General features: G+C 36.2%; 23 protein-coding genes. 9 read left to right on the top strand and 14 right to left on the bottom strand.

Annotation, left to right across the window (positions count from 1 at the left end):
* Positions 1–18: 18 nt before the first annotated feature.
* The gene (locus BMW86_RS30470; RefSeq protein WP_089787439.1) at positions 19–762 is read right to left on the bottom strand and encodes a sensor histidine kinase; all 744 of its coding nucleotides are present in this window, start codon (positions 760–762) and stop codon (positions 19–21) included.
* A gap of 258 nt (positions 763–1020) precedes the next feature.
* On the opposite strand from BMW86_RS30470, the gene BMW86_RS30465 reads away from it, so the two are divergent.
* The 7 genes from BMW86_RS30465 (at position 1021) to BMW86_RS30435 (ending at position 9557) form a co-directional block, all read left to right on the top strand.
* On the top strand, positions 1021–1434 hold the full coding sequence (locus tag BMW86_RS30465) for a helix-turn-helix transcriptional regulator (protein WP_177189447.1): 414 nt from the start codon (positions 1021–1023) through the stop codon (positions 1432–1434).
* A 415-nt stretch (positions 1435–1849) separates the two neighbouring features.
* Positions 1850–2065: a helix-turn-helix transcriptional regulator gene (locus tag BMW86_RS30460; protein ID WP_177189446.1), complete on the top strand. Its 216-nt coding sequence runs from the start codon at positions 1850–1852 to the stop codon at positions 2063–2065.
* A 2-nt stretch (positions 2066–2067) separates the two neighbouring features.
* Positions 2068–4338 carry a restriction endonuclease subunit M gene (locus tag BMW86_RS30455; RefSeq protein ID WP_089787437.1) on the top strand — a complete coding sequence of 757 codons (2271 nt, stop codon included), beginning with the start codon at positions 2068–2070 and terminating at the stop codon, positions 4336–4338.
* A gap of 9 nt (positions 4339–4347) precedes the next feature.
* Complete coding sequence (locus BMW86_RS30450) at positions 4348–5694, top strand: restriction endonuclease subunit S (RefSeq protein ID WP_089787435.1); 1347 nt, start codon at positions 4348–4350, stop codon at positions 5692–5694.
* Positions 5694–7379, top strand: coding sequence for an ATP-dependent nuclease (locus tag BMW86_RS30445; protein ID WP_089787434.1), 1686 nt, complete (start codon positions 5694–5696; stop codon positions 7377–7379). Before BMW86_RS30450 ends, BMW86_RS30445 begins: the two co-directional genes overlap by 1 nt.
* A gap of 5 nt (positions 7380–7384) precedes the next feature.
* Positions 7385–8881 carry an AAA family ATPase gene (locus BMW86_RS30440; protein WP_089787432.1) on the top strand — a complete coding sequence of 499 codons (1497 nt, stop codon included), beginning with the start codon at positions 7385–7387 and terminating at the stop codon, positions 8879–8881.
* A complete protein-coding gene (locus BMW86_RS30435) occupies positions 8865–9557 on the top strand; it encodes a retron system putative HNH endonuclease (RefSeq protein ID WP_089787430.1) in 693 nt (230 codons plus the stop codon). The genes BMW86_RS30440 and BMW86_RS30435 overlap by 17 nt, the downstream gene beginning before the upstream one ends.
* 538 nt (positions 9558–10095) lie before the next feature.
* On the opposite strand, the gene BMW86_RS30430 is transcribed toward BMW86_RS30435, so the two are convergent.
* From BMW86_RS30430 to BMW86_RS33110, 7 genes are all read right to left on the bottom strand, one after another.
* Positions 10096–10680, bottom strand: coding sequence for a hypothetical protein (locus BMW86_RS30430; RefSeq protein WP_143056741.1), 585 nt, complete (start codon positions 10678–10680; stop codon positions 10096–10098).
* Between the two features lie 263 nt (positions 10681–10943).
* Complete coding sequence (locus tag BMW86_RS30425) at positions 10944–11669, bottom strand: hypothetical protein (RefSeq protein WP_143056740.1); 726 nt, start codon at positions 11667–11669, stop codon at positions 10944–10946.
* Positions 11670–12035: 366 nt separating this feature from the next.
* Entirely contained in the window at positions 12036–13343 is a 1308-nt protein-coding gene (gene ltrA, locus BMW86_RS30420; RefSeq protein ID WP_089788275.1) for a group II intron reverse transcriptase/maturase, read from the bottom strand.
* A gap of 825 nt (positions 13344–14168) precedes the next feature.
* The gene (locus BMW86_RS30415) at positions 14169–14582 is read right to left on the bottom strand and encodes a hypothetical protein (RefSeq protein WP_089787424.1); all 414 of its coding nucleotides are present in this window, start codon (positions 14580–14582) and stop codon (positions 14169–14171) included.
* Between the two features lie 4 nt (positions 14583–14586).
* Positions 14587–14958: a hypothetical protein gene (locus BMW86_RS30410; RefSeq protein ID WP_089787422.1), complete on the bottom strand. Its 372-nt coding sequence runs from the start codon at positions 14956–14958 to the stop codon at positions 14587–14589.
* Between the two features lie 10 nt (positions 14959–14968).
* Positions 14969–15730: a hypothetical protein gene (locus BMW86_RS33115; RefSeq protein WP_218149263.1), complete on the bottom strand. Its 762-nt coding sequence runs from the start codon at positions 15728–15730 to the stop codon at positions 14969–14971.
* A gap of 12 nt (positions 15731–15742) precedes the next feature.
* On the bottom strand, positions 15743–16339 hold the full coding sequence (locus BMW86_RS33110; protein WP_218149262.1) for a hypothetical protein: 597 nt from the start codon (positions 16337–16339) through the stop codon (positions 15743–15745).
* A 582-nt stretch (positions 16340–16921) separates the two neighbouring features.
* On the opposite strand from BMW86_RS33110, the gene BMW86_RS30400 reads away from it, so the two are divergent.
* On the top strand, positions 16922–17122 hold the full coding sequence (locus BMW86_RS30400; protein WP_089787420.1) for a cyclic nucleotide-binding domain-containing protein: 201 nt from the start codon (positions 16922–16924) through the stop codon (positions 17120–17122).
* Positions 17123–17248: 126 nt separating this feature from the next.
* On the opposite strand, the gene BMW86_RS30395 is transcribed toward BMW86_RS30400, so the two are convergent.
* The 6 genes from BMW86_RS30395 to BMW86_RS30370 all read right to left on the bottom strand — a co-directional run bounded on the left by BMW86_RS30395 (position 17249) and on the right by BMW86_RS30370 (position 21707).
* A complete protein-coding gene (locus BMW86_RS30395; RefSeq protein ID WP_089787418.1) occupies positions 17249–18199 on the bottom strand; it encodes an NAD(P)-dependent alcohol dehydrogenase in 951 nt (316 codons plus the stop codon).
* A 101-nt stretch (positions 18200–18300) separates the two neighbouring features.
* Positions 18301–18948, bottom strand: coding sequence for a pirin family protein (locus BMW86_RS30390; protein ID WP_218149261.1), 648 nt, complete (start codon positions 18946–18948; stop codon positions 18301–18303).
* A gap of 5 nt (positions 18949–18953) precedes the next feature.
* Complete coding sequence (locus BMW86_RS30385) at positions 18954–19859, bottom strand: alpha/beta hydrolase (RefSeq protein WP_089787416.1); 906 nt, start codon at positions 19857–19859, stop codon at positions 18954–18956.
* Positions 19860–20005: 146 nt separating this feature from the next.
* Positions 20006–20512 (bottom strand): cupin domain-containing protein, encoded by a 507-nt coding sequence (locus BMW86_RS30380; RefSeq protein WP_089787414.1) that lies wholly within the window; start codon positions 20510–20512, stop codon positions 20006–20008.
* A 106-nt stretch (positions 20513–20618) separates the two neighbouring features.
* Positions 20619–21047, bottom strand: a complete 429-nt coding sequence (locus BMW86_RS30375; protein WP_089787412.1) for a 4-oxalocrotonate tautomerase — start codon at positions 21045–21047, stop codon at positions 20619–20621.
* Between the two features lie 51 nt (positions 21048–21098).
* On the bottom strand, positions 21099–21707 hold the full coding sequence (locus tag BMW86_RS30370; protein ID WP_089787411.1) for a Crp/Fnr family transcriptional regulator: 609 nt from the start codon (positions 21705–21707) through the stop codon (positions 21099–21101).
* 676 nt (positions 21708–22383) lie between these two features.
* Here BMW86_RS30370 and BMW86_RS30360 point away from each other — a divergent pair.
* Positions 22384–23775: an IPT/TIG domain-containing protein gene (locus BMW86_RS30360; protein WP_089787409.1), complete on the top strand. Its 1392-nt coding sequence runs from the start codon at positions 22384–22386 to the stop codon at positions 23773–23775.
* The last annotated feature ends 49 nt before the right edge of the window (positions 23776–23824 follow it).

Below are 23824 nucleotides of genomic sequence, written 5' to 3'. Positions count from 1 at the left end.
CGGTAATGAGGTGATGGTTTAACGGTAAACGGGTATTGTTAGCGTAAAAACAGTATTCCCATGATTGCTCTTTACGGTAAGGTATCCGCCCAAAGCCTGCGAGTATAACCGGCTTAGGTATAACCCCAAGCCTGTGCCTGCCAACCCTTTATCAAGCTGTTCATAGGGGGCAAATAAGGTGGCAGTTTTTTCCGGAGGAATGCCCATGCCCTGATTGATTACCTGAATGATCAATCCGGCCAGCAGAATATGACAATTTACCGCTATACAGGTGTTCGGATAGCTGAATTTAAGAGCGTTGGTAAGCAAGTTTTGGATAATTTGGCCCAATTTTACTTTGTCGGTCGTGATAAAAGCCTCTTCCAGTGAAGGGTGAAGTGTCAGGCTGATGTCTTTTCGCTGTATAGCGGCAACATCGTCAAAAGACCGTATCAGCGGGTGTACCCATGCCCTGAAGTGGAAAGATTCGTTGACAGTGGCAATCTCCAGCTTGCCGGCCCTTATTTTTACGGTGGTGAGCATATTGTCCAGCACATGCAGGGTATCAAGGGTAGCCCTATCCAATGCCTGCAGGTAAAAATCCTTATTCTTACCTTCCCTTATGTACTGGCATACCTGTACCGTTCCGGCTACCTGGCTGCGTAGTTCATGTGCGAACATGCCGAGGAATAGCTCGATGGTTTGTAGAGAGGTGGTTTCCTGGTTGGGTAGGGCGAGCGGGTAATACGGCGCTAAGGTGTTGTTTTCTACTGTTTTTGGCATAGATGTAGATTTATAGTGTAAATAGGTGGTTATTGTCCAAAACGGCCTTATAGTGTATTTTACTGCCAATCGGTTGTCGGCTACTGTATCCGGAAGGTAAATTACCGCCCTGTCAGGCCGTAGCCAACCAAGCAAGCCTGTGCGTTAATAAAAAAATGTTGTATTTTACCGATGGGTTGGTTAAGGATGCTCATTTGTACTATACCAACCGGGAATTAGTATAATACCAAATTGTTAGTTTTCAATATATTTGCGACTATGACAACTACCAGTATGCCTGAAAAAGTACACCAGGGACGTGCGGTAAAACGCCTTAGAGAAATCCTGCATATCAAACAGGATGTGTTAGCCGATGCCCTTAATATCAGCCAGCAGAGTATTTCTTTACTGGAAACCAAAGAAACGATTGAACCAGAGCAACTGGAACAGATTGCAAAAACGTTGAAGGTGCCTGTAGATGCCATTAAGAATTTTAATGAGGATGCGGCAATTAATAACATCGCTTGTAATTTTAACGACAACGCAGCTATTAATTATAAACCAGTATTCAATCCAATCGATAGATGGGTAGAAGCAATGGAGGAAAATAAAAGATTATATGAGGCTCTATTGAAAAGTGAAAGAGAAAAGATTGCCTTGCTGGAGAAGATGTTGGCAGAGAAGAAAAAATAAAAGCAAGAATTCAATATTTTTATTTAGGCCATCTACAGAGTGTAGATGGCTTTTTGGTTTAACCTTTCAAAGTTTATTGGAACACTCTTCTATTCTCTAAAAGATCGGTCATTTTGACTTCGGACAATTTGCTGCCAGATTATAAATATCTCTAAATATTTCAGTGTCGGATATTGAATGCTTATGCAGCCATGAAAGAATTAGGATGGCAAAATGAAAATTGAGATCATTTGCAATCTGAGTATTCACCATAAAGTGAACTTACACGCTAACAAAACGATATATGAATGTGACAACATGCTATTCAGTCTAAAATGGAGAAACAACGGGCTGAATTAATTGGGGTAGAACGAATAATGTTTTTCACTAGACTACACCTAAAAAGTTGATATATTTGCATTTAATGCCGATTAATATGAATAAAAAAGCAATTAACAGGCTGAAGGCAGTTTTAGCCGAACAAGGTAAGACTAACAAATGGCTTGCAGAAGAATTGGGGAAAAACGAAACCACCATTTCTCGTTGGTGTACAAATGAAGTTCAGCCTTCTATGGACAATCTTGTAAATATTGCTACACTCTTAAAAGTTGATGTAAGAGAGTTAATTAACTCAACTAAAACGACAAAGTAATTATGCAAATAGAAATAAATGGGGATAAGATATTTGCACCCCTAAAGAATAAATGGGTTACAAATACAGCGGAAGAAAAATTAAAACAAGAATTCATTATTCGACTAGTAAATATTTATGGATATTCACTAGAACAATTAGGACAGGATATTGAGATTAAAAAAAGGTACAAAGCGGACATTGCAATTTGGCGTTCAGAAAAAGATAAAAGTAAAAACTTAATTCCTTCAATCATTATCACTGTTGAATGTAAGGCAGAACATATTAAAATAAAGGAAAGCGACTATTCGATAGGATATAATTTCGCATCTACCATAAACGCAAATTTCTTTATTGCAGTAAACCTTAAAGAAGCCAAAGTCTTTCATATTCAAAAAGATAATGCGCCTAAAAAAATAGAAAAATTATCTGATATTCCCAAAGCAGAAATTCTATTTGATGATAAAAGAATAGATAAATATATAAAAGAGACAAAATCATTTACAAGAGAAGAGTTTACAAAACTTTTAACTCGTTGTCATAATATCATACGTAACAACGATAAGTTATCACCAGAAGCAGCATTTGACGAAATAAGCAAGATTTTGTTCATGAAAATAATGTATGAAAGAAACGCAACAGAAGAGATGATCTTTTCAAAGGCCAAATTTCAAGCGGACGAGAAAAATTATGAATTAGTAATACGACCTAAACTAAAGAATGAAGTTGCATATTTAGACCAAGACTATATGCAATACTTATTTGATAATACAAAAAGAGCATTTGAAAACGATGGCATTTTTGAGCCAAAAGACCAAATAAAAATAAAGCGAAATAGCTTTGAAATGATCGTTGAAGAGCTTGAAGCATTTAACTTATCTGACACCTCTGATGATGTAAAAGGAATAGCCTTTGAGCAGTTTTTAGGTAAAACATTTAGAGGCGAGTTAGGCCAATTTTTCACGCCAAGAACAATCGTTGACTATATGGTTGATATTCTTGAACCACAAGAAGGCGAAACAATTTGTGATCCTTGTTGTGGCAGTGGAGGCTTCTTAATTACTGCATTTGAATATGTAAGAAACAAAATTGACGAAGATATAAAGGATGAAATAAAAGTAATTAAGGAGAAATATTTTGACGAAACATTTGAAAAATTGCCTTTAAAAAAGCAACAAGAAATCGATACAAAAGTACAAGGATTAATTAGTAAGTTAAATGAAGAATTTGAAATAAAAAACAACAAAAGCAGGTACCATCATCTTTCTCATAATTGCATTTTTGGCACAGATGCAAATCCAAGAATGGCAAGAACTGCAAAGATGAATATGATTATGCACGGTGATGGACATGGAGGAGTACATCATAATGATGGACTCTTAAATGTAAATGGAATTTTTGAAAATCGTTTTGATGTGATTCTTACTAATCCCCCCTTTGGTAGCAGAATAGAAAAAACGTTGAAAATTACGGAAGCGGATAAATTCACAGACGTTGAGCGTATCAAAAAATATCAAAAAATTTATGGATCAGCATACGATGAAGCATTAAGACAAGTAAATGATAATGTGGGTAATTCCCTATTAGATCTATATGAAACTGGCAGTATGAGTACTCTTACTGAAGTTTTATTTATAGAACGATGCTTAAACCTGCTTAAACCAGGAGGAAGAATGGGCATAGTATTACCAGAAGGTGTTTTGAATAATACCAACTTGCAAAAAATAAGAGATTTTATAGAAAGTAAAGCTAAAATATTACTCATTACATCTATTCCACAAGATGTTTTCATTGCAAGCGGAGCAACAGTAAAACCAAGTTTACTTTTCTTTAAAAAATTCACAAAAGAAGAAGCTGAACAATGGGAGAAAATAGGCCAAAATGCAAAGCTTGAAATCAGTAGAAAATATGAATCTAAAACCAATGAAATACTTAAAAAATTAGAATTGAAGGGTAAACTAACGCCTAGTACAGTAGAAAAGAAAAAATTGAGAGCTGAACTAAAGGAAATTGAGGATAATATACTTCATGAAGTAAGAATGCAATTAAAAAGAGAATTCAATTACCAAATACCAGTCGCAGCAGTAGAGAAAGCTGGTATTAGTAGCACTGGTTCACAAATAGAAAACGAATTGGAGCCTTTAGCGAAGGAATTTAAAACATTCCGTGAGAAAAATAAATTGTGGGCAACAAATGCTGAAGAAATAACTTATCAAATAGCAGATAAAGAAATACGTAGGGTAAAAGTTGTGGAAGGCGTTTTTTCAGAACCAGAAGTTTTTTACGGAAAATAACATTAGCTAATGCAGTCAGCAGTAAGCACATATTTGAAATTTATTGAACTAATTCAGCTAGACAATTGGAGTGTACAAACTTTACTTGATTCTAAAGTAGATTACTCAAATAGATTTGAATTCGCCAAAATCGGAGAGTTTTTAATAAAAAAAAGGCAAATTGTAAATATAGAAGATGGCAAATTTTATAAACGAGTAACCGTTAAGATAAATAATAATGGGGTTGTATTAAGGGATATAGAACAAGGAATAAACATTGGTACAAAAAAACAGTATTTAGCAAACTCAGGACAATTCATTATTTCAAAAATTGATGCTAGAAATGGAGCATTTGGAATAATTCCAAATGATTTAGATGGGGCTATTGTAACAAATGACTTTCCTTTATTTGAGGTAAATGAGAAAAGGATTAATCCACAATTTCTATTGTTAATAACTACAACTAAAGAGTTTATTAAGTTTGCTCAAAGTTGTAGTAGTGGAACTACCAATAGACAAAGAATGGATATTGATTTATTTTTAAATCAAAAAATACCATTACCTTCTATTTCAGAACAAAACAAAATAGTAAATGATTATAACAAAAATGTAAGAGAAGCTTCAGAACTACAGCAACAAGCCATCAAGTTAGAAAGTGAAATTGAAAACTATTTTTTTGAGCAATTAGGATTGGAAAAGGAGGAAGAGGGAATTTTAAAAAAGGGGATTCAATTAGTTCAATTTGAATACTTAGAAAAATGGGGCTTGGATTTTATTAAAGGTAATGTGGCATTAAATGAAAGCAATTTCAGGAAATACAGCGTAAGTGATTTGTGTAAAATTAGTAGTGGTGGTACTCCATCTCGAAGCCGTAAAGAATATTTTGAAAATGGAAACATTCCGTGGATTAAGACAGGTGAGTTAAATAATAACATAATTTATGATACCGAAGAGAAAATCACATCTGATGCTTTGAAATTTAGCAGTGCAAAACTCTACGATGTAGGGAGTATTGCTATTGCAATGTATGGAGCTACAATAGGAAAGACAGCTAAACTCGGAGTAAAAGCAGCTACTAATCAAGCCTGTGCCGTATTGTTTGATATAAACAATGAAATTGTACTTACAGATTATTTGTGGGAATTTCTACAAACACAAACAAATAATCTTAAAAAAATGGCATACGGGAGTGCCCAGCCCAATCTTAATGCGGGTATAATTTCAGATTATAAAGTAGTCGTTCCTTCATTAACATTACAAACTGAAATTGTAAAAACAATTACCAATTATAAAAATCAAATTAAAGCCTTAAAATTTAAATCTGTAAATTTTATTGATAGAGCAATACATGATTTTGAAAAAGCAATATTTAGCTAATGAGGTTACAGAAATTAAGAATAAATAGTCGGTTCAAAAATCTGGATAGTTTTGAAATAGACTTTTCAACCAAAGCAGGAATTACTGTTTTAATTGGTAATAATGGAAGTGGCAAGAGCAATATTCTTGAAGCAATAAGTGGAATCTTTGCTGGACTTTATGACCGCAAATATAATCCACCCTTTAATTATGAATTGGTTTATAATAAAGACTCGTACAAAGTAGAAGTTACGTTTGAAAATGGCGCTTATAAATTCAAAATAAATGACATTGTAGATAATTTGAAAACAGAACATTTACCAAGTCAATTAATAAGCTCATATAGTGGTGAGGAAAGTAGGTTGTGGGATAAATACTATTGGCCATTTTACGAAGAATACATAAAAGCAATTCGTGGAGCAACACTTCCAAACACAAGTTTGGTTTACATCAATAAATACTATTGGAACATTGCTTTACTTACATTACATTTTTATGATTTTTCTGTTTTTTCAGATCTCAGTAATTTTTGCCAAAACACCCTAGGTATAAGGACTTTCAATACAGTTAAATTCACATTTGACATAGCCAAGTTGAATGATTTTCTGAAAAGTCCTAATCCTGTTACGAACTTCATTTTGGCTTTAAACCCAAACAAAGACCAATCTATTGAAATAGACTTAGCAACATTTAAAGCGCGTTTAAATTTCCTTACTGAAATTGAAGTTTTTCGTTATCTGACAGTGTCATTCATGCCGAAAGATGACAAACTAATAACTAAAATTCAAATCAACTATAACACCAATCTTGATGCTGAATGTTTAAGTGAAGGAGAAAAAAAACTTCTCTTGATAATGCTAATACTAGAAGTCGTTGGCGATGAAAATTCTTTGATTTTATTGGACGAGCCTGATAGCCATATACATCTTTCAAGAAAAGAAGAAATTCAAAAACTGCTTACCAAATATTCTAATAGGGAAAATATAATAACGACACATTCACCAACTTTGACGCATAACTTTGACTTGAAGCATATTACAATGCTTACCAAAAAGCCAAACAACGACGCACAAATAGAGGCAAAAGAAAAGCAAGAGATCGTTCATGAACTAACAAAGGGGATTTGGAGCTATCAAGAACAAAATATATTCTTGAATTCTGAAAATGACATTTTACTTATTGAAGGTAAATCAGATGAAACCTTTTTAAAAAAGGCTTTAGAAGTTTTACAGAAAACAGAACCTCGTTATGCAAATTTAAAATTTGAATATTTGCCTTGTGGTGGCGCAGATGGCGTTAAACTAATGACTAAAAAGTTCACACCAAAAACAGGGCAACACATTATAGCTTTGTTTGATGCTGATCAAGCTGGATGGGGTTCCATAAACAAGATTTTTGATCGAGGGGATAATAATAAATTTAATAACGGCAATTATAATAGATTTAGAAAACAAGGTGAAATTTGGGTTGCAATGTTTCAAAAAAGGCCGTTTTATAGAGGAGACGATAACTTTAACATCGAAGACTATTTTAGTAAGGCTCTATTGAACAAATATGTATTTAGGTCATTCAAAAGCCTTAACACTATAGTAACGAAAGAAAATGTAAAAAGGGCGTTAGACAGAGATTGCAACACGTTTCCAGACAATGAGTTCAAACACTTCAAATCAGTATTTGACTTAATATTAGAAATAAAGACAAAATAAAAGAAATGAGAGTTACTTCTTTATATATAGATAATTACAAAATGTTGAAGGAGTTTAGTATCAACTTTCATAAAGATGTATCCATTCTTATTGGCATTAATGGTTCGGGTAAGTCAACGATACTTGAAAGCATTGCACAAATATTTAGTGACGCTTTTTTAAAGAAGCAGTCAAAGTTCGGCTTCAAATTAGAATATGAATTACGGTTAGAAGAAACGTTAGAACAAACGGCTACAACAAGCGAATTCAAAACAGAATATATAAAAGTTGAAATATCTGCAAGTGAGAAAGATGAACCACTTATGTTCAAAGTATTCTCCGCGGATAAAATAATTGAAAGAGAAAACGAAATTGAAAAGCATTTTGGTAATTTTGAAAAGATATTGCCCAGCAATATTGTAATTTATTATTCAGGGCTTGCCGAAATAATGAAGAAAATTTGTTTACCTCATGATGAAATGCTTTCAGTTAATTTTAGAAAAGGGAACACAAATATTCATCGTCCTTTCTTTTATTTTGAACCTACATTATTTGAAATTATTCTACTTACTCTTTTGTCATATGAGTTTGGCGATATTCCCGAATTTTTAAATCAGAGAGCAAAGATAAAAGGAGTTGAAAGTATTAAAATCTCACTAAAGAAACCAGGGTGGGGAAAAGGTAAAATGGAAAATTGGTGGGGAGCTAAAGGAGAGGTTAAGGTATTTTTAGATTTTCTGGATAGCATTGGTTCCCCCTTACTAATTGATGAAAATTCACTAACCAATGGATCAAAAGGTAATGTTGTTATCGAGGGTTGGCAAAACGAAGTTTTAAATATTACCATTTGGGGTCAGGAAAAACTGTTTGAAATCAGAGAGCATTTTACTGAGGAGAAAACCTTCTTTAAAATCTTAAATACCTTAACAATTGATGGTTTTGCGCCAGAAATAAAGTTTTCTTTTATTCAAGAAGACGGGGGTAAAAAAACTTTTAATGTTTTAAGTGAAGGAGAACAACAAGCCATAATTATTAGAGGTCTTATTGAATTAGTAAACAATGAAAATACATTGTTTTTGTTTGATGAACCCGATACTTATTTACATCCATCTTGGCAAAGAAATTTTATTGAAAACATCAATCAATTAGCTACTATAAATGAAATTAATACAAGCCAGTTTTTAATAACAACTCACTCGCCACAATTATTAAGCAACGCGGATCCTGCAAGCTGTGATGTTCAAATCATGGAGGATGGCGAAATTGTAAAAGTAACACCCAAATATTATGGCAGAGACATTAGCACTATTCTTTACGAAATGATGGGTGTAGAACGAAGAAACAAGAAAGTTGCAAAATCACTAAGTATCTTATTTAATTTAATAGAAGATGAAGAATTGGAGAAATCAAAAGCTGAATACACTAAGCTTGTCGAAATTTTGGGGGAAGATGACCCAGCAATGATCAGGGCAAAAACGCAATTAGATTATTTACAAGAGGATACAAATGAAGCAGGTAATTAAAATAGCGGAACCCACTTCTTTGCTTCAACATAGAGCAAAAAAGCATTCAAATTTTGATAATATTCCACTTGAAACAAAAGAGGAATTGCGCCAAAGTTTATTATCAGAGCAAGGCCACATTTGTTGTTATTGTATGAAACGTATACCTGAAAAAGTTGAAAAAGAAGGAAGAGTTAGTTATGATATGAAAGTAGAACATTTTCTATGTCAAGACACTCATTCAGAACTTCAACTTACTTATTCAAACCTACATGGTGCTTGTACTGGAAATGAAGGGAAACCAAAAAAGCTTCAAACTTGTGACACCAAAAAGGCGAATTTTGAATTGACAGTTAATCCGACATCTAGTCGCCCAAATTATGAAGCTCTTTTTAAATATAATCCTGAAGGCGAGATTAGTTCTATCAATGATAATTCTGAAATTGACAGACAACTCAATGATATTCTAAATTTAAATATGCAGACTTTAAAAGATGGCCGGAGCGAAATATATATTGAAGTTCAAGAAAAAGTAAGAGCTGAAAGTAAGAGATTTAAGAATGATAAAGCTGGATTTATTCGACAGCTAGAACAAGAAAGAAATAAATGGTTAAATCGGGTTGACAATAAATACCGACCATATTGTATGGTTGCAGTTTACTACTTGGGAAAAAAAATAAGACAAAACCAACCCTAATAATACAATCGTTTGAGTAATACAACCTGCAAATGAAAGGAGTAAATGGATTGCAATGCCGGAACAAAGAAAAATAAAACAGAAACAATCCTGGAGATCTATAAATACCTTAAATGACTTGCACCCCCACTTTTATCCCTTTGAAGCAAAATGTACAAATGCTTTCGGTCGCTATTAGTACCAATAAATTGGTAACATTGTATAATGTTCCTATCTTTATCCTGACAGGTGAAAAGAGTTGAAAAGTGCGAACAATATGCACACATTTCCGCTGTCTAAAAAACAGCGACTGCAATTTGACATTCCGAGATTGTAAGATATTAATAACCAGCAGGATAGTATTCCAGTTCTGGGCACCTTAAATAAGAAACCCGCTCTATGAGCGGGTTTCTTATTTAAGGTCAATTCTATTTATCTTATAACTCATTCATAGACAACCATACAAAGGTTCGATTCCAGGAATGGCTTTGAAAATCCCCAATTATAGACTATTTATTGACATATTCTAGATTCCCTTGTTATATGCGATTTTCTTAAGTCATTTGACAGTACATCCTTCCCATTGTATGAATCTCACATTTTCGTCAATTGCATATGCGTAGGTTGTTTTTTCGCCATCTTTAGTTTTATTGTTAATCCTTATCAGATAGCATGTTTTTCCATTCTCAGTCCATTTATTTTCTAATTCAATTGTATCACCTTCAAAATTTAGTTTCTTAGAAGGGGTCACTTCCTTTTTATTTTGAAACATCTTTTCACTAAAAATCAACTTGGGGGTATAAACAGCTTGCTTTTCTTCAATTTCGTGAAGGCTGTCTAAACGAGCTTCATAGGTATTCTTGTCTATTTGTTTTTTAAAAAAATATTGGTCAAATAGTTGAGTTAATGGTTCTGATGCTGGTGGATTCGAGTTCCCCATTTCAAAAAGCGAATCATTGCGATAGATAAATTCTGTTTGATGATAGGTAGAAACATAGATTCGTCCATCATTGTCAATACTCTTTACAAACTGAGTTATACCAAAGCTTTGATTTTTAATGATGTCTTTGAACTGGATAAGACTTTGATACGAATCACTACCAGATGTCCATATTTTTATTGTGTCCCCAAAATTGCCTCTCATAAAAAGTAGTGAGTCACAATTATAATAGACCTTGAAGCCAGGAGGAGGTATCACTGTATTTAATTTGATTTCTCGCTCTCGAAAGAAATTTATTGTCGCGTCAAACTTTGTACTGTTTTGTGAGTATAATAGTACCGGTGTAAGTATGAATAATATTAGAAGTCGAATTTTCATAAAATTGTATTGAACGGAAAACGTCTTTGCGATGTGGCGGCATCCGTGTTACTTCAGTTTAAACAGAGATAAGTAGTGGGCAAAATTATTTAGGTAGTACGATGCTTCATATCAAAAGGTTGTTCAGGTTTTCGGCTATTAACTATAAACCATACCAATAAGAGGAAATAAACAATGATAGTAACCGGAGAATATATTCCACTATAAAAATCACCAAAATAAAACAGACTGCGATACATCTTTATTAAATACCAAGCTAGGTATAATGCATTTATTCCAAATGCATATTTAAGAAGCATATCTGTCTTAGCCTTCACTTTAATAGTAAAAGCCAGTATGACAGAAGCTATTAGCTGAGAAAATATCAATGGAAAATACAAACTCATTCTGAGTTCCTGATACCTTAAATGTTCTACCACACCATGTTCATGTACACCAGGCCCATTCGTCTGGATGAGAAACCATGATAACCCCATTTGCATATAAAATACCTGGATGGATAACAAATAGATTTGAAATAAGCAGAAAATAAATAATCCTAAAAATGCCATCATCGATGCCACCGGTGATGCTGTAAAATTATGAATACAAATAACCACAAAAGGATATAATAAAGCGAAAAAAGATAGTAACATTAAAAATGAAGACAAATGATAAAATGGATGTCCACTCAGAGATAAATCTGCCTCTAAAGTATTATTAAGGGGTGCAAATTCTTCATAAACATACCATTCAAAAATTTGTACCATCTCACAAACTGACAAAATACAGGCTGATATAACATAAGTTATCGGGGGAAGTGGCGTAATTTTCATAGTCGAATTAAATGACAAAATCATATGATAATAAATATACTACGAAAAACACATATCGTAGATTCTATTTATACCTGAACCTTGTAGTGGAATTGCAACAATAAAATGGATACTCAGTTAAGCTGCAATATCAATTTGGTTACGTTTCTCTCGAATTCCTGGTGATAAGTTGTAATAGCTAATACTGGGTCTGACAAATTAGGAGTTATAGATTCACATTCGTACACAAAGCAACTCGTTTTTAAAACTTAATATCACTTAACTTATTGATAATCAAAATAATTGGTTCCAGGTAGAGCGGTTCGTTACCTCCCCCGCTCCCCCACAGTCCCGTGCGAGCAGCTTTCCTGCACACGGTTCCTCTATTTATGGCTTCGCTAATTGATGACTGTGATAGATTTTCGGTCTTACAAGAGGTATCCATTCTGTAGTCAGCTTTGCAATTTTATTCCACGTCCAGACACGTTTTCCGCCACGATGGTTTAACCATTTATGGAGCAAATGTTTTGTCCGGTTATAGTATGTGTGTAGCTTTCTATAGTTAAAGGTCATACCGTAATAAGCATAGTGACTGCGTAGCTTTTGGTTCAGTTCTCCCATAAGTTCCGCAATGGGAAGTTTATGTCTATAAAACTTAATCCAATCACTCAATCGTTTCAATGCCAGATTCAGTTTCTTACTGCTTGTTTTGCGTTTCAGAATAAGTTTTCCTTTCCTGCTTTTACTCATGTAATGGGTAAAGCCTAAAAAGTCAAACGTCTTCTTTGGATGTTTATCCTCTCCCTCTACTTCTCCCAGATCAATCAATCTGGTCTTTTCAGGGTGAAATGTCAATCCAAATTTCCCTAATCGCTTCGGTAGTACTTCCATCACTCGTATTGCGTCTTCCTTGTTGGTAAAACCTAACAAAAAGTCATCTGCAAAGCGGGTGATAAAACTGCTACCTTTCAGTAATCGCTGGATTTGTTCTTTGAACCATTCGTCCAGAACATAGTGTAGAAAAACGTTACTGATCAACGGAGAGATGCTACCTCCCTGAGGTGTACCTTCCGTTGGATACATCACTTGTCCGTTTTCTAATATTCCAGCCTTCAGCCATTTATCGATCATTTTCCTGATCACACCATCTTTTATCTTCAGGTCAAGGAACTCCCGCAGGTATTGGTGATTGATACTCCCAAAGTAGTTTTGCATGTCAGCATCTATGATGTAGCGCATCTCGTTTACACTCACTTCTCTGGACAATTCTTCCAATGCCTGGTGCTGGGATTTGCCTGGTCTAAACCCATAGGAATGCTGATAGAATATGTCCTCATATACCGGTGTCAGAACTCTCGATACCGCTGTCTGCAACAGCTTATCTTCCACGGTAGGAAGACCTAATGGCCGTAGTTTCCCATTTCCTTTCGGTATAAATACCCGCCGGATATTAGGCGCACGGTAGGTATAGCTCCTGAAAGCCGTTAATACCTGAGGTATTCTTTCATTTCTTTGTCCATTGTAATCGATCCATTTCTCTGCATCTACTCCGCTTGCCCCTTTCTTATTCAGGGAATCGAAGCATGCATTCAATAGTCCGACATCAATAAACTCATGCAGGTTAGTCAAGGCTTCTCCCGGATATTTCCTTGCCCTTGCCGCTATCTGCATCTCTACTGTTAACACTTCTTTCATGTCTCTGGTACATTTAGTGTTGCTAAGATGCAGTTCCATAAATAGACATCCCCCTTCCTTACTGAGTGGCTTTCATAGAGCTGATTTCCCACCTTTCAAACAGTACTATGAGGATGCTAAGACTGCCTTCGTCCTTCTCCTTACCTTCGATCTCTCTCGGTTCAGATACCTTCCGATATCGCCTTTTCTTTGCGCTTTACATGGTGGCGATATGTACCCTGCAAGCCTGGATTGTTCTTGTTCGGTAAATCCATTATAAACCGACATTCGCTCGGAGACGTTAGGCCCTCCTGTGTTCCCGTATTACCCCTGTCTGCCTTTGATATGTTCTCAGACCCCGGTCGAATCGCCCCTGCTCGTCAATAGCGCAGGTTTGATGTTGCCTTAATATTTCGAACTACCAAGGCTTCAACGTTCCGTAAGTTTCGAGGCTCTATCGCATACCTTCAGCAGTCGCTGTCTACGCTTCGTGCCATCATCTCTAATGACTACGCAAGACTCGCTTCCGGTGGTTGACTAGACCTTGTCGGGCAGGGGTGCTTACCTGCCGGGTAATTTCGAGGTGTTTCATTTGTAAATCCCCACCTCACGGACTTTGCACAGCGCAATCGAATACTTACCGGTAGTGGGCACAAAAAACACAAAACCCGCTCTACGAGCGGGTTTTGTGTTTTCAATTATTTCATTCTATTTTATAAGTCTTTCATATTCAATCCCAAGTTGGTTCGATCAAGAGCTAATAAACCAAGTTCATATTCTTATAACCTAACTATTGCCTAGACCAATTGGTAACCGACTGTCGGAATAAATCAGAACTATTACATATTAGAGCTCGTTTTCATCATCTTCGTCAGCAAGACCTTCATCCTCGACATCATCTTGATCTCCATCTACTTCTTCCATTACATTCCATCTGTAATAACCAGAATGCAAGCTTTGATGGTCGTTTTTAAATTTATTCAGCGCTGTTACAAATTGCGTTATTATTAATACTACATCACTATTTGTTGGAATAGCGTCTTCTTCAACCAAATCAAGAAAAGCGGTTGTCGATTCTCCTGCAAGCAACGCCATTACTCTTTCTAGAATGCGATTTACGTGCTTAATCTTAATTTTATTGATTACACCGTCTTGTTTCTTCTTTGAAAACTCTTTAAACTCTTCATAAACAGCTTGCAACATCGGTTGAATGAGAGTGTATTCAGTAATGTTGGCTCTCGTAATATCTTTTCCTGCCATTTGGTTATTTTTTTCGATTAATTTTCTCTGGCATTAAGGTCCGAATTTCAGTTCCAATCCAATAATAATATCCTCCACGGACATATATGTTATCTGCTCTCTTTTTTTCTAAGCAACTTAGATATTGCCCCAGCATCATAGCAACATCACTGCTAGAGGGTAGTTCATCCTCATCAAACAAATCAAAATCTTCAAAGGGACTATAGCCCTGGCCCAGTATATCGTTACATTCCGCCAGCGCCTTGTTTATGAACTTAATTTTAAATTTGTTAATTGCAGCGTTTGGCGTTTTCCTTGCCAGTGCGCTCATTTCATCATGGAAACTTTGAGTTTGCGCCTGTATTTTTTCAAAATTGCTAATTTCCTCCTCTGTCATATTTATCTTTTTATGATGGGCAATCACGTGTAAATTGGATGTATTTCCTTTTAATAACATCAATTGGGTCTCGTTGTTTATTTTCGTACATATCAGCCATCATAACGAGATCAGAATCATCCAATATTAAAATGCATTTTCTATGTGCAGACCACAGATTAATAGTATTGTCGTAGATGTTTTTGGGTGCTGCATTTCTGGTAAATAAAATCCCAAATCGTCCGAATTGGTCTGATAAATATCGATTTAATTGGTTTAGGTGATCCCGCTCTAGTGTCTTGACATTTTTGAGTTCTATTACCAGCTGCGTAGCTTCATATTTATCGTATATTTCTGTTAAAAAATCATATGATCGATTGTTATAAAAAATAATATCGCGTATATGTAAGCCACTTTCTGTGCGACTTTGTTCCTGTGCAAAGTCCAAATAAGGATAGAGCATGGAGGCCAATACCGAAACCATATTGTCCTCATATTTGCGGTCGGCATTTTGATCTTTTCCTGTTGGCAATCCCACAATCGTTTCTGATTTTCTTTTTGCGGATAGGACTGGAATTTGTGTAAAAAGCGGGTCGTTAACACAACTTTGCTGGTTCCCGACTTTCTGACGAGTATAGGCATTAACCATATCATAGTTGTGCCTGTTGAAATCAAGAAGTTGAACTCGATTTAATCTATTTCCAAAGGTCTTTTGATGATCTTTTATATAATAGTTATCAAAGTAATCTTCGTAGTTAAGCCATGGGTTGTAACGCAGCCATCGTTTGGGCACCAATATAATTGGCTATTGAGTGTCAGGATTAACCGGTAGATAAGTCTCCTCTAAAATGATTTTCAGCTTTTGTATATTAAATATTGGTACAGAACATTTTTCAAAGGGAAACTTGTATTTATCACATTTTTCTAATGTATAGTCGACTAAAAAAGATTTTATTAGAGAACACGTAATATCACTAATCCGATCCTTTGAAATGCCCTCTACCAAAAGCTGGACTTCCTCAAAGTGTTCAAAACCATTATTTTTAATTTGAGGTATATTTTTAAATAGCTCAAGAATTTCTTCAGATGCTTTAACACCTAATTTTTTCCCCGTTCTGGTTTTTGAATTGCCAAGTCCTGCCTCATCACACTCCGTCAGGTCAATCAAGGTTTGGATTGCCTCTTGTTCCTTTCCTTTAATAAATTGATTTCCAATGGCATTGAATGCTGACACAACAGCTAAATGTAATCCGTTATCCTGCTGTGAAGGAATTTTCCAAAGAAGAAAGGGATCAACATATAAAGGAATATCTTCATCTAGAAAAGGAAGTGCAAAATCTATGTCCTCTTGCTTTAAAGGAATATTGTAGAAGTCATTAAGTCGGGGACGAACGATTGCCATTCATTGATGTTATAACCTTTAAATTAAGATTTTTAAGCCATTAGAAAAGAAAAATTTGTTCACGAGTAAATGAACTTCCATTATTGATAATGGAAGATATTGTCTTCTATTCAATTTGCCGTTCCGCTCAAAAAAAATCAAAGTATTCTCATTACAAGACTTTTAATTTCTGGATTGATGCGAGTTGTATTTCAAAACTAAAGGATTATGGTTATTAAAGTAAAGTCACGTAAGAAAACAGGAAAATCCTCTAATAATTTGAATCTAATACAGCAAATTTATCAAACCGAAGATAATATCAGAAATAGGCAATAATTTCAGAACGACCGTTTCATTAAAGAAAATAACCTATTAATAATCAACAGAAGTTGGTTCGAAAACGCTCTGCTACTGGGCACAAAAATAGCAAACCCGCACTAGTTGCGGGTTTTATTTTTTATGTGCATTTCCTATACCCTACAACTCTTTCATATTCAAAACACACACACAAATTGTGGTATTTCTCTAACGGTTACCCTTCCAGGAAAATCAGAGGGAGCCTTCATCTACCCGCAAGTAATACTTCGTTGAACTGGAACTCTCATGCCCCAGCACTTCAGTGATCACGGGTATGATGCCAGTCAGCGGAGAATATACATGCAAATCAGTCAGACTATAGAAGAGAGATATCTGAATTTCCTTTCCGGATATTTTAATCGTGTTCCATTGCATATGATTGCTTCTTATCTTGGTATTTCAAGAAAAAGTCTTACACGGGTACAGCAGCAGTTTGCAAGGAAATAAAAAAGCCTGGATATTGCTATCAAGGCTTTTTTGTGGGAGAGAAGCGGATGCACTTGTGCAAAATAATGCGAAAGTGTGTAAACCAATTGCAGGATTAACAACCTATAGCCGGATGAGACAAAATCTTTAAACCACCCTATCCATTGTAATTACCGCTTTCCCAATAAATTTACCGTTGGGAACCTCGGTGTAAGCCTTTTTAAATAAATTGAAAGGATATACCTTACTAACTACAATCGCAATTCCATCTTCTGCATAACCTGTAAGTTCGGCGAGATATTCTGGGGAGGGTTTAAGCATGAGTAGTTTATATTTCTTACTTGAAAACAAGTTGATGAAAAAAGAGGTGATGATTTCTTTTGGTCCGGGGGCAGTATGTATATAAGCTGACGAATGCTTCATGATTTGTTTTGCTTTAGTAAAAGGCATTTTACCTGATAGGTCAATAACGACATCATATTGTTTGTTCCCTTTCAAAACATCTTCGTTCCGATAATTGACGACAAAGTCCGCACCCCAATCTTTACCCGCTGGAATTCCACTATCGCCTACTACAGTAGTAACTATGGCACCACTCATTTTTGCGATTTGAGTAGCGAACATCCCAATACCACCTGAAGCGCCATTGATCAGAATTTCGGTCCCTTTTTTCAGGCTTACTAAAGTTTTAAATATCTGCAACGCGGCAGAACCTACGACGGGCATAGCCGCAGCCTGTTCGAAAGAAATATTCCGAGGCTTGATGGCTATATCTTTTTCCTCGACTGTAAGATATTCTGACAACGCTTCTCCCTTAAAGACATCCAGTATACCGAATACCTCATCACCTTTATTGTATTTAGTAGCTGCTGTGCCGGTCTCTTCAACAATGCCCGAAAAATCAATTCCTATGCCTTTTGGAAATTTACTTCCAGACATTATTTTCATTTCCCCATTGCGTATTTTCCAATCCAAAGGATTGATGGATACTGCTTTAACTTTAATTAAAATGGTTGTGGCCTGCACCACAGGAATCGGAACCTCTGCTATTTGTAGTACCTCAGCATCGCCGAATTTGGAATAAATTATCTTTTTCATTTTGTTCTGTTTATGTTACCACTGTACATACCTTCTTTAAATACCCTTGCATTATGATCAGTTACAAATAGTACAATATTGCAATCCTCGACGGCTTTAAGCTAAATTATCTCGTCTTCAACAACCAGGCTTTCTCCTTTTTGAATATTGATATTTTCGTTGATCGCAAGTAGTCCGTCGAATAAATACACCAGGCATGTAGCATCTTTTAATGGTAAAACCGGCAGTGATTGCTGTTTTCCCTGTTCCAGTCTAATGTCATAGATCCAGGTATTGCTTCTGATCTGTAAAGGAAACGGATCATCCTTTCCGGCAACCTCCCGCCATTCATTCCGGCTTATCGCTTCAGGAAAATCATAAAACTGTACTTTCGGGATCAGTCCACCAATTTCCGGACGAATAAATATCTGTAAGGCACTAAGCACACCACCCTCTTGCAAAACCAGCTCTTCATGCTGGAATTGTGTGCCAGCATTCATCATCATTAATCTTTTATTCGTGATAATCTCGATATTCCCTTCTGTATCCTTATGCTCAACAACGCCACTTCTAATATAGGTTAGTATTTCATCATCTTTATGCGGGTGCATCGATACCAGCGTACCGGGTGTAACTGTTGCCTGGTCGATTCGTCCAATGGTACCGATACCCGAATCTTCGGAACCCATCCCTTTACCGGGAAAAAGTATTTCGATGCCGAAGCCACCGTTTTTCTTTACGATCTTTTGCTGATTTGAAATTATTTGCACTATGATTAATTGTTTAATTTATCCTTTAAAAAGTTACTGGCTTCCTGCATCGCCTGTTGTCCTATCGAACCTGTCCCAAAAAATCCATGGACATTTTCGTAATTTTGATAAACTGTAGGGACACCTGCCTTTTGCAACTTATCTGCATAGGCTTTCCCTTCATCTCTCAGGGGATCATAGTTTGCCGTCATGATCAATGCCGGAGGCAAACCCGAAAGGTCGGTCGTCCTTAAAGGCGATGCTTCATCGAATTTAGCCGGATCGGTTAGATAATTATCCCAAAACCATTTCATCATTTCCGCAGTCAAAACATAACCATCCTTATTTTCTTCCCAGGAAGCATGATGTGATGAATAGTGATCTGTTACTGGATAGGTGGCAAATTGGGCCTTGAGTACAACTCCGGCAGCTGTCAATTTTTGTGCTACGTAAAGAGCCATATACCCCCCGGCACTATCCCCGGCTACGGCCATTTTTTCGCCAATTGCGTTATATTTTTTTGCGTTTTCAAGCATCCAAAGTGTTGCTGTAACAGAACTTTCCGGCCCCTCGGGGTATGGATGCTCTGGTGCCAGTTTGTAATCTACTGACATGACCACAGCAGCTGTATTAGCGCAAAGCTGCCGGCAAATTTCATCATGTGTATCTAAACTCAGGAGTACGAAACCGCCCCCATGAAAATAAGTTATCACCGGGAAGGGGCCGCTTCCTTTGGGGATATAAATTCTTACCGGGATCTGGTCTTTTTCTATTATTGTATTGATCACCTGTCCAACTGCTGTCGGGTTCGGGTTTGCCGGTGCCTGTTTCATCATATCCCTGGTTTGTTGCGGCGGCAAAAGGTTTAGTTTATCATAACCGTGCGCCTCTGCGTAGGCTATTGTTTTTAATACTTCTTCGGAAAGTGCCATTTGATTAGATTTTAATGATATGTCAAAGGTCGACAGGATGCCAAATTTAAAATAGCACGCTACGCCTGAAAAATAGTCCAATCCGCCAGACGGTATCGGACATTTTCAGTTTGTTGTTAACTATATCACTGTATCTAAAAGATTTGTTACTTCTTATCAAGAAAATCTGGCGGATAAACTACCTGCCCATGTTTTTGAGCGATTGCTTGTAGTTTTTTTATAGCTTCTGTGTCCATAGGCAACGGTGGAAGAAATTCACCGGCAGCCACAGGTTCCCCTATTTCTTCAAAAAATTCTTCCAACCCGGCAGGGACTACTGTACAAAGCAAGTGAGCTACCTTATCACTTACATTTTTAAAGTAATGCACTACACCACCTTCAGGTATGACCACAAAGGAACCCTTTGTTGCCTTATAAGATCCGGCTTCAGAATGAACCTCCAGCTCGCCATCTACGATATAAAAAGATTCATAAAAATTGGCATGAGAATGAGGTCCCGGGCCGCTTTGAGGAGGTATCAGCATGTCGATAGCAGCAAATGCACCGTTGGTTTGCTTTCCCGAGACAAGGATGCGATAGTTATCGCCTACGATTGATAATATTTGTCCGCCTTTAGGGTCAACGGTTATGGGCGACGGCTTTGAGTTTTCCATATTGATATTTATTAATAGTGTTTATCAAGTTTTTTTATTCAATATTTTCTGGCTAAATGCCGTAATTTAAGTGCCGCACACCAGTCAATGATAGGTAATATTGATTTCAAACGATGGGAGCGGATATGTCATCATTTTTCCTTTGGTTATTAATATATTTATACTCTATCGTTAATCCTTCGTAACCATAGGCATCTGCTTTCATTTCCTGAATGGCAGTATAACTTACAGGATGGATACTTCTCAGCAGGGAGGTTAAGGATTTGTGGACAGCCTGAATATAATCAGCTTTGTCAATTTTAAGGTTGCTGGAATCCGATAATTTGATATTAAGATGGAAACTTTTTGTTTTTAATACAGCCAGAGATACAGAATTAATGAACCAAAGATAATCCGGGACAAATGATACGGTGACTACTGTAACTTCAGGCTTCTTCTTTAAAACTTCTTTGGTAAGACGACTAATTTCGTTAATGAGTTCTTGCGCTAAAGTTGGATCTTCCTGACCGCTTACTTTTAATTCGATTATTGGCATACTTCAGTATTTAGTAAATAATGAAGTACAAACCTCCGTATTAAATTGCCGTTATTTATTGATGTATGTTAAGAGTTTGATCCGGCTCAAGGATTCAGGTTTAATGCCCAAATAGGAAGCAATATGATATTGCGAAACCCGTTGCTCAATTCCCGGATATAACTGCAGTACACTTTCAAACCTTTTAGCCGCTGTATTCTTTAAAAATGAGGTTTCCCGTTTACACTTCCTGATAAAAAATGTTTCAGATATGTATTTGCCTAGTTTAAACCATTCATTATCCAGTGAAAGCAATCCCTGATATTGCTCTGCGGTAATGTAAACTACATTCACATCCGTTAGGGCCTGGATGTTACAATTTGTAGGCTGGGAAGTTAAGAAACTGGTGTAAGCACTTACAAAATCATGCTCAAAATAAAAATCATTATTAAATTCGTCTGTTTGGCCCGCGCGTATAAATGAACGCATAGCTCCTGAAATAACAACTCCGATAAAATTGCAGATAGTGCCCTCGCTGATCAGAAACTCTTTTTTACTTAAGTGTTTACGAAACATGATTTGCTTGAATTCTGCTACATATCGCTCGTTTAATCCGACAACATCCTTGAGCACCCTGTCCAAAGCGTTGAGTTCATCAACCAAAAGACTTTCTGTATTCATACTGACAATTATTAGTATCTATTAAAGATAAAACAAATTGGTAACGGAAGGCGAAATTGATCGTGTATGTTTTCTATACCCAATAAGTTTTTTATGTTCCCAAAAATTCGGCATCAGGAAGACTTAAAGGCTTGTCCTCCCAATATCCGGGAAACCACATTGCTTCTTATTTAGGCGTTAAACCCGAATCTTTGAGCAGGATCAAACTCTTAACATACATCAATAAATAAAGTGTTCTTTAAGGCGAACTTCGCACTTCATTAATTTTTATAAAATTGAAGTATGCCAATAATCAAATTAAAAGTAAGTGGTCAGAAAAAGACTTCACCCCACAACGTTTTCGCTAATGCCCTTGCTTATCTGAAAAGGTTGCTTTTGTACCGCCTGGCAAGCCTCTTTATCCATAAGGAATTATGCAGCATCCTTATCAGTAAGGGGTTGGAGATTTTCTGACATTAACGTTAATCAATTATTTAATGAGTATCCATTTTATCAAGACAATAAATTTATTTTATCATCATAAACATATCACGTAGGAAGTTTAGGAAATTCTTTGTCTTATAGGTAGCAGAACGATCAGGTTGAATAATATTACAATAAAGATGATCGCTCTATTATACATAAGCTTTCGGGTTATCCCTCAAAAGCGAGTCGCTCAAATTTTAAATAATTAACCATGAAAAAAAGATTCCCCTTTATTTTAGTCTTGATTTACACAATCTCATTTATTGCATGTAGCAAAAAGGATAAAACTACCGATCCGTCAAATGGAAATCCTTCCACATTAACTGCATTTATAGGAGATACAATTAGTATTGCAGGAAAAAATCTCGGCACCGACCCTAGAGCACTATTGATTCAATTCGGAACAGTGCTTGTCGATATAATCAGCGTATCTGAAACATCTGTAAAAGTTGTTGTACCCGATAATATTGAAGAATCGGCTGTTAAAATTCATTTATATTCAGGTACTAACGAGATTATACTAGCTAACGATTTCAAGCTGAAAGCACCGGTTATTCAATCTCTTTCCTGTGATTCAGGTGTAGCAGGGCAGCAAGTAATAATAACAGGAAAAGGATTCAGCAGTTCAACCAAATTTACACAAATATACTTTGGAGACAAGCTGCTAACCGCTATTGATCAAAGTCATACCGGTTTAATCATAAAAGTACCGGATAGCATCCCTGCAGGAAAATATGCTATTTCAGTAAGCTTGGCAGGATTGAAAGCCTCTGCTCCAGAATTGTTCAAGGTTATACTTCCCGGAACACCGACTTTCACCAGTTTTTCGCCTCAAACTGCATTTATCGGGGATACAATTACGCTCGAGGGTGAACATCTTGATACCAATCCTGATGCTTTAACGGTTAATTTCGGAAATGTACAAGCACAGGTTGTGAGTGCGGCTGAAACTTCTGTGAAGGTCGTTGTGCCGGATGAAATAGAAGCGGCATCTGCTAAAATTCAACTTATTTCCGGCCTTACCAACCTTACGTCAACCAGTGATTTCCAGTTAAAAGCACCTGTTATTGATTCTATCACCATTAAATCAGGTTTCTCCGGACAATATTATGATATACGCGGCAAAGGGTTCAGAAAATCATACAAGACAGCACAGATCATATTTGGCAATACTACTATAGATGCCAAGCTGGGTGTGCCTGACCATTCCGACTTATATACAAAGGTGCCCGAAGGAGTGGCCGCAGGAAAATATACTGTCAAGGTTGTGGTGGCTGGCATGACGGCCACAGCGAACGATTTATTTGAGGTAATCGTCCCCAGTATAACATCTTTCACTCCTCATTCCGGAACTTATTTTACAGAAATGACTATTACAGGAACAAATCTGGCAAACGTAAATCCAGGCAATGCTGCCTTTGTTAAATTTGTTGATTTTGCAACTGGCATAGGCAACATTTATGGCTTATCAATTTCGAATGATGCTAATCAAATAAAGTTATATGTACCTAATTTAACAGTAGGTACTTACAGGATTATTGTGAGTATAGTAGGTAGCTCTGTTCAAACTAATGAACCGTTCACTTTTACAAAGGGGGAGTGAGTTTTAATTAATTAACAGAGAATTGGTTTGCGGGCATTAATTAAAACAA

Origin of the sequence: Chitinophaga sp. YR573 (assembly GCF_900110995.1) — a bacterium.
Lineage (GTDB): Bacteria > Bacteroidota > Bacteroidia > Chitinophagales > Chitinophagaceae > Chitinophaga.
The sequence above is the reverse complement of the archived record's forward strand: the minus strand, read 5'-3'. Positions and strand labels throughout refer to the sequence as shown.

Excerpts from the sequence above, each read along its gene's own strand:
- BMW86_RS30395 (WP_089787418.1), bottom strand. The coding sequence starts at position 18,199 with ATGAAAAAGATAATTTATTCCAAATTCGGCGATGCTGAGGTACTACAA.
- BMW86_RS30470 (WP_089787439.1), bottom strand. The coding sequence starts at position 762 with ATGCCAAAAACAGTAGAAAACAACACCTTAGCGCCGTATTACCCGCTC.
- BMW86_RS30460 (WP_177189446.1), top strand. The coding sequence starts at position 1,850 with ATGAATAAAAAAGCAATTAACAGGCTGAAGGCAGTTTTAGCCGAACAA.
- BMW86_RS30465 (WP_177189447.1), top strand. The coding sequence starts at position 1,021 with ATGACAACTACCAGTATGCCTGAAAAAGTACACCAGGGACGTGCGGTA.
- BMW86_RS33110 (WP_218149262.1), bottom strand. The coding sequence starts at position 16,339 with ATGGCAATCGTTCGTCCCCGACTTAATGACTTCTACAATATTCCTTTA.
- BMW86_RS30375 (WP_089787412.1), bottom strand. The coding sequence starts at position 21,047 with ATGCCAATAATCGAATTAAAAGTAAGCGGTCAGGAAGATCCAACTTTA.
- BMW86_RS30380 (WP_089787414.1), bottom strand. The coding sequence starts at position 20,512 with ATGGAAAACTCAAAGCCGTCGCCCATAACCGTTGACCCTAAAGGCGGA.
- BMW86_RS30445 (WP_089787434.1), top strand. The coding sequence starts at position 5,694 with ATGAGGTTACAGAAATTAAGAATAAATAGTCGGTTCAAAAATCTGGAT.
- BMW86_RS30400 (WP_089787420.1), top strand. The coding sequence starts at position 16,922 with ATGCCCCAGCACTTCAGTGATCACGGGTATGATGCCAGTCAGCGGAGA.
- BMW86_RS30385 (WP_089787416.1), bottom strand. The coding sequence starts at position 19,859 with ATGGCACTTTCCGAAGAAGTATTAAAAACAATAGCCTACGCAGAGGCG.
- BMW86_RS30415 (WP_089787424.1), bottom strand. The coding sequence starts at position 14,582 with ATGGCAGGAAAAGATATTACGAGAGCCAACATTACTGAATACACTCTC.
- BMW86_RS30430 (WP_143056741.1), bottom strand. The coding sequence starts at position 10,680 with ATGAGAGGCAATTTTGGGGACACAATAAAAATATGGACATCTGGTAGT.
- BMW86_RS30450 (WP_089787435.1), top strand. The coding sequence starts at position 4,348 with ATGCAGTCAGCAGTAAGCACATATTTGAAATTTATTGAACTAATTCAG.
- BMW86_RS30440 (WP_089787432.1), top strand. The coding sequence starts at position 7,385 with ATGAGAGTTACTTCTTTATATATAGATAATTACAAAATGTTGAAGGAG.
- BMW86_RS30435 (WP_089787430.1), top strand. The coding sequence starts at position 8,865 with ATGAAGCAGGTAATTAAAATAGCGGAACCCACTTCTTTGCTTCAACAT.
- BMW86_RS30370 (WP_089787411.1), bottom strand. The coding sequence starts at position 21,707 with ATGAATACAGAAAGTCTTTTGGTTGATGAACTCAACGCTTTGGACAGG.
- BMW86_RS30410 (WP_089787422.1), bottom strand. The coding sequence starts at position 14,958 with ATGACAGAGGAGGAAATTAGCAATTTTGAAAAAATACAGGCGCAAACT.
- BMW86_RS30425 (WP_143056740.1), bottom strand. The coding sequence starts at position 11,669 with ATGAAAATTACGCCACTTCCCCCGATAACTTATGTTATATCAGCCTGT.
- BMW86_RS30455 (WP_089787437.1), top strand. The coding sequence starts at position 2,068 with ATGCAAATAGAAATAAATGGGGATAAGATATTTGCACCCCTAAAGAAT.
- BMW86_RS30360 (WP_089787409.1), top strand. The coding sequence starts at position 22,384 with ATGAAAAAAAGATTCCCCTTTATTTTAGTCTTGATTTACACAATCTCA.
- ltrA (WP_089788275.1), bottom strand. The coding sequence starts at position 13,343 with ATGAAAGAAGTGTTAACAGTAGAGATGCAGATAGCGGCAAGGGCAAGG.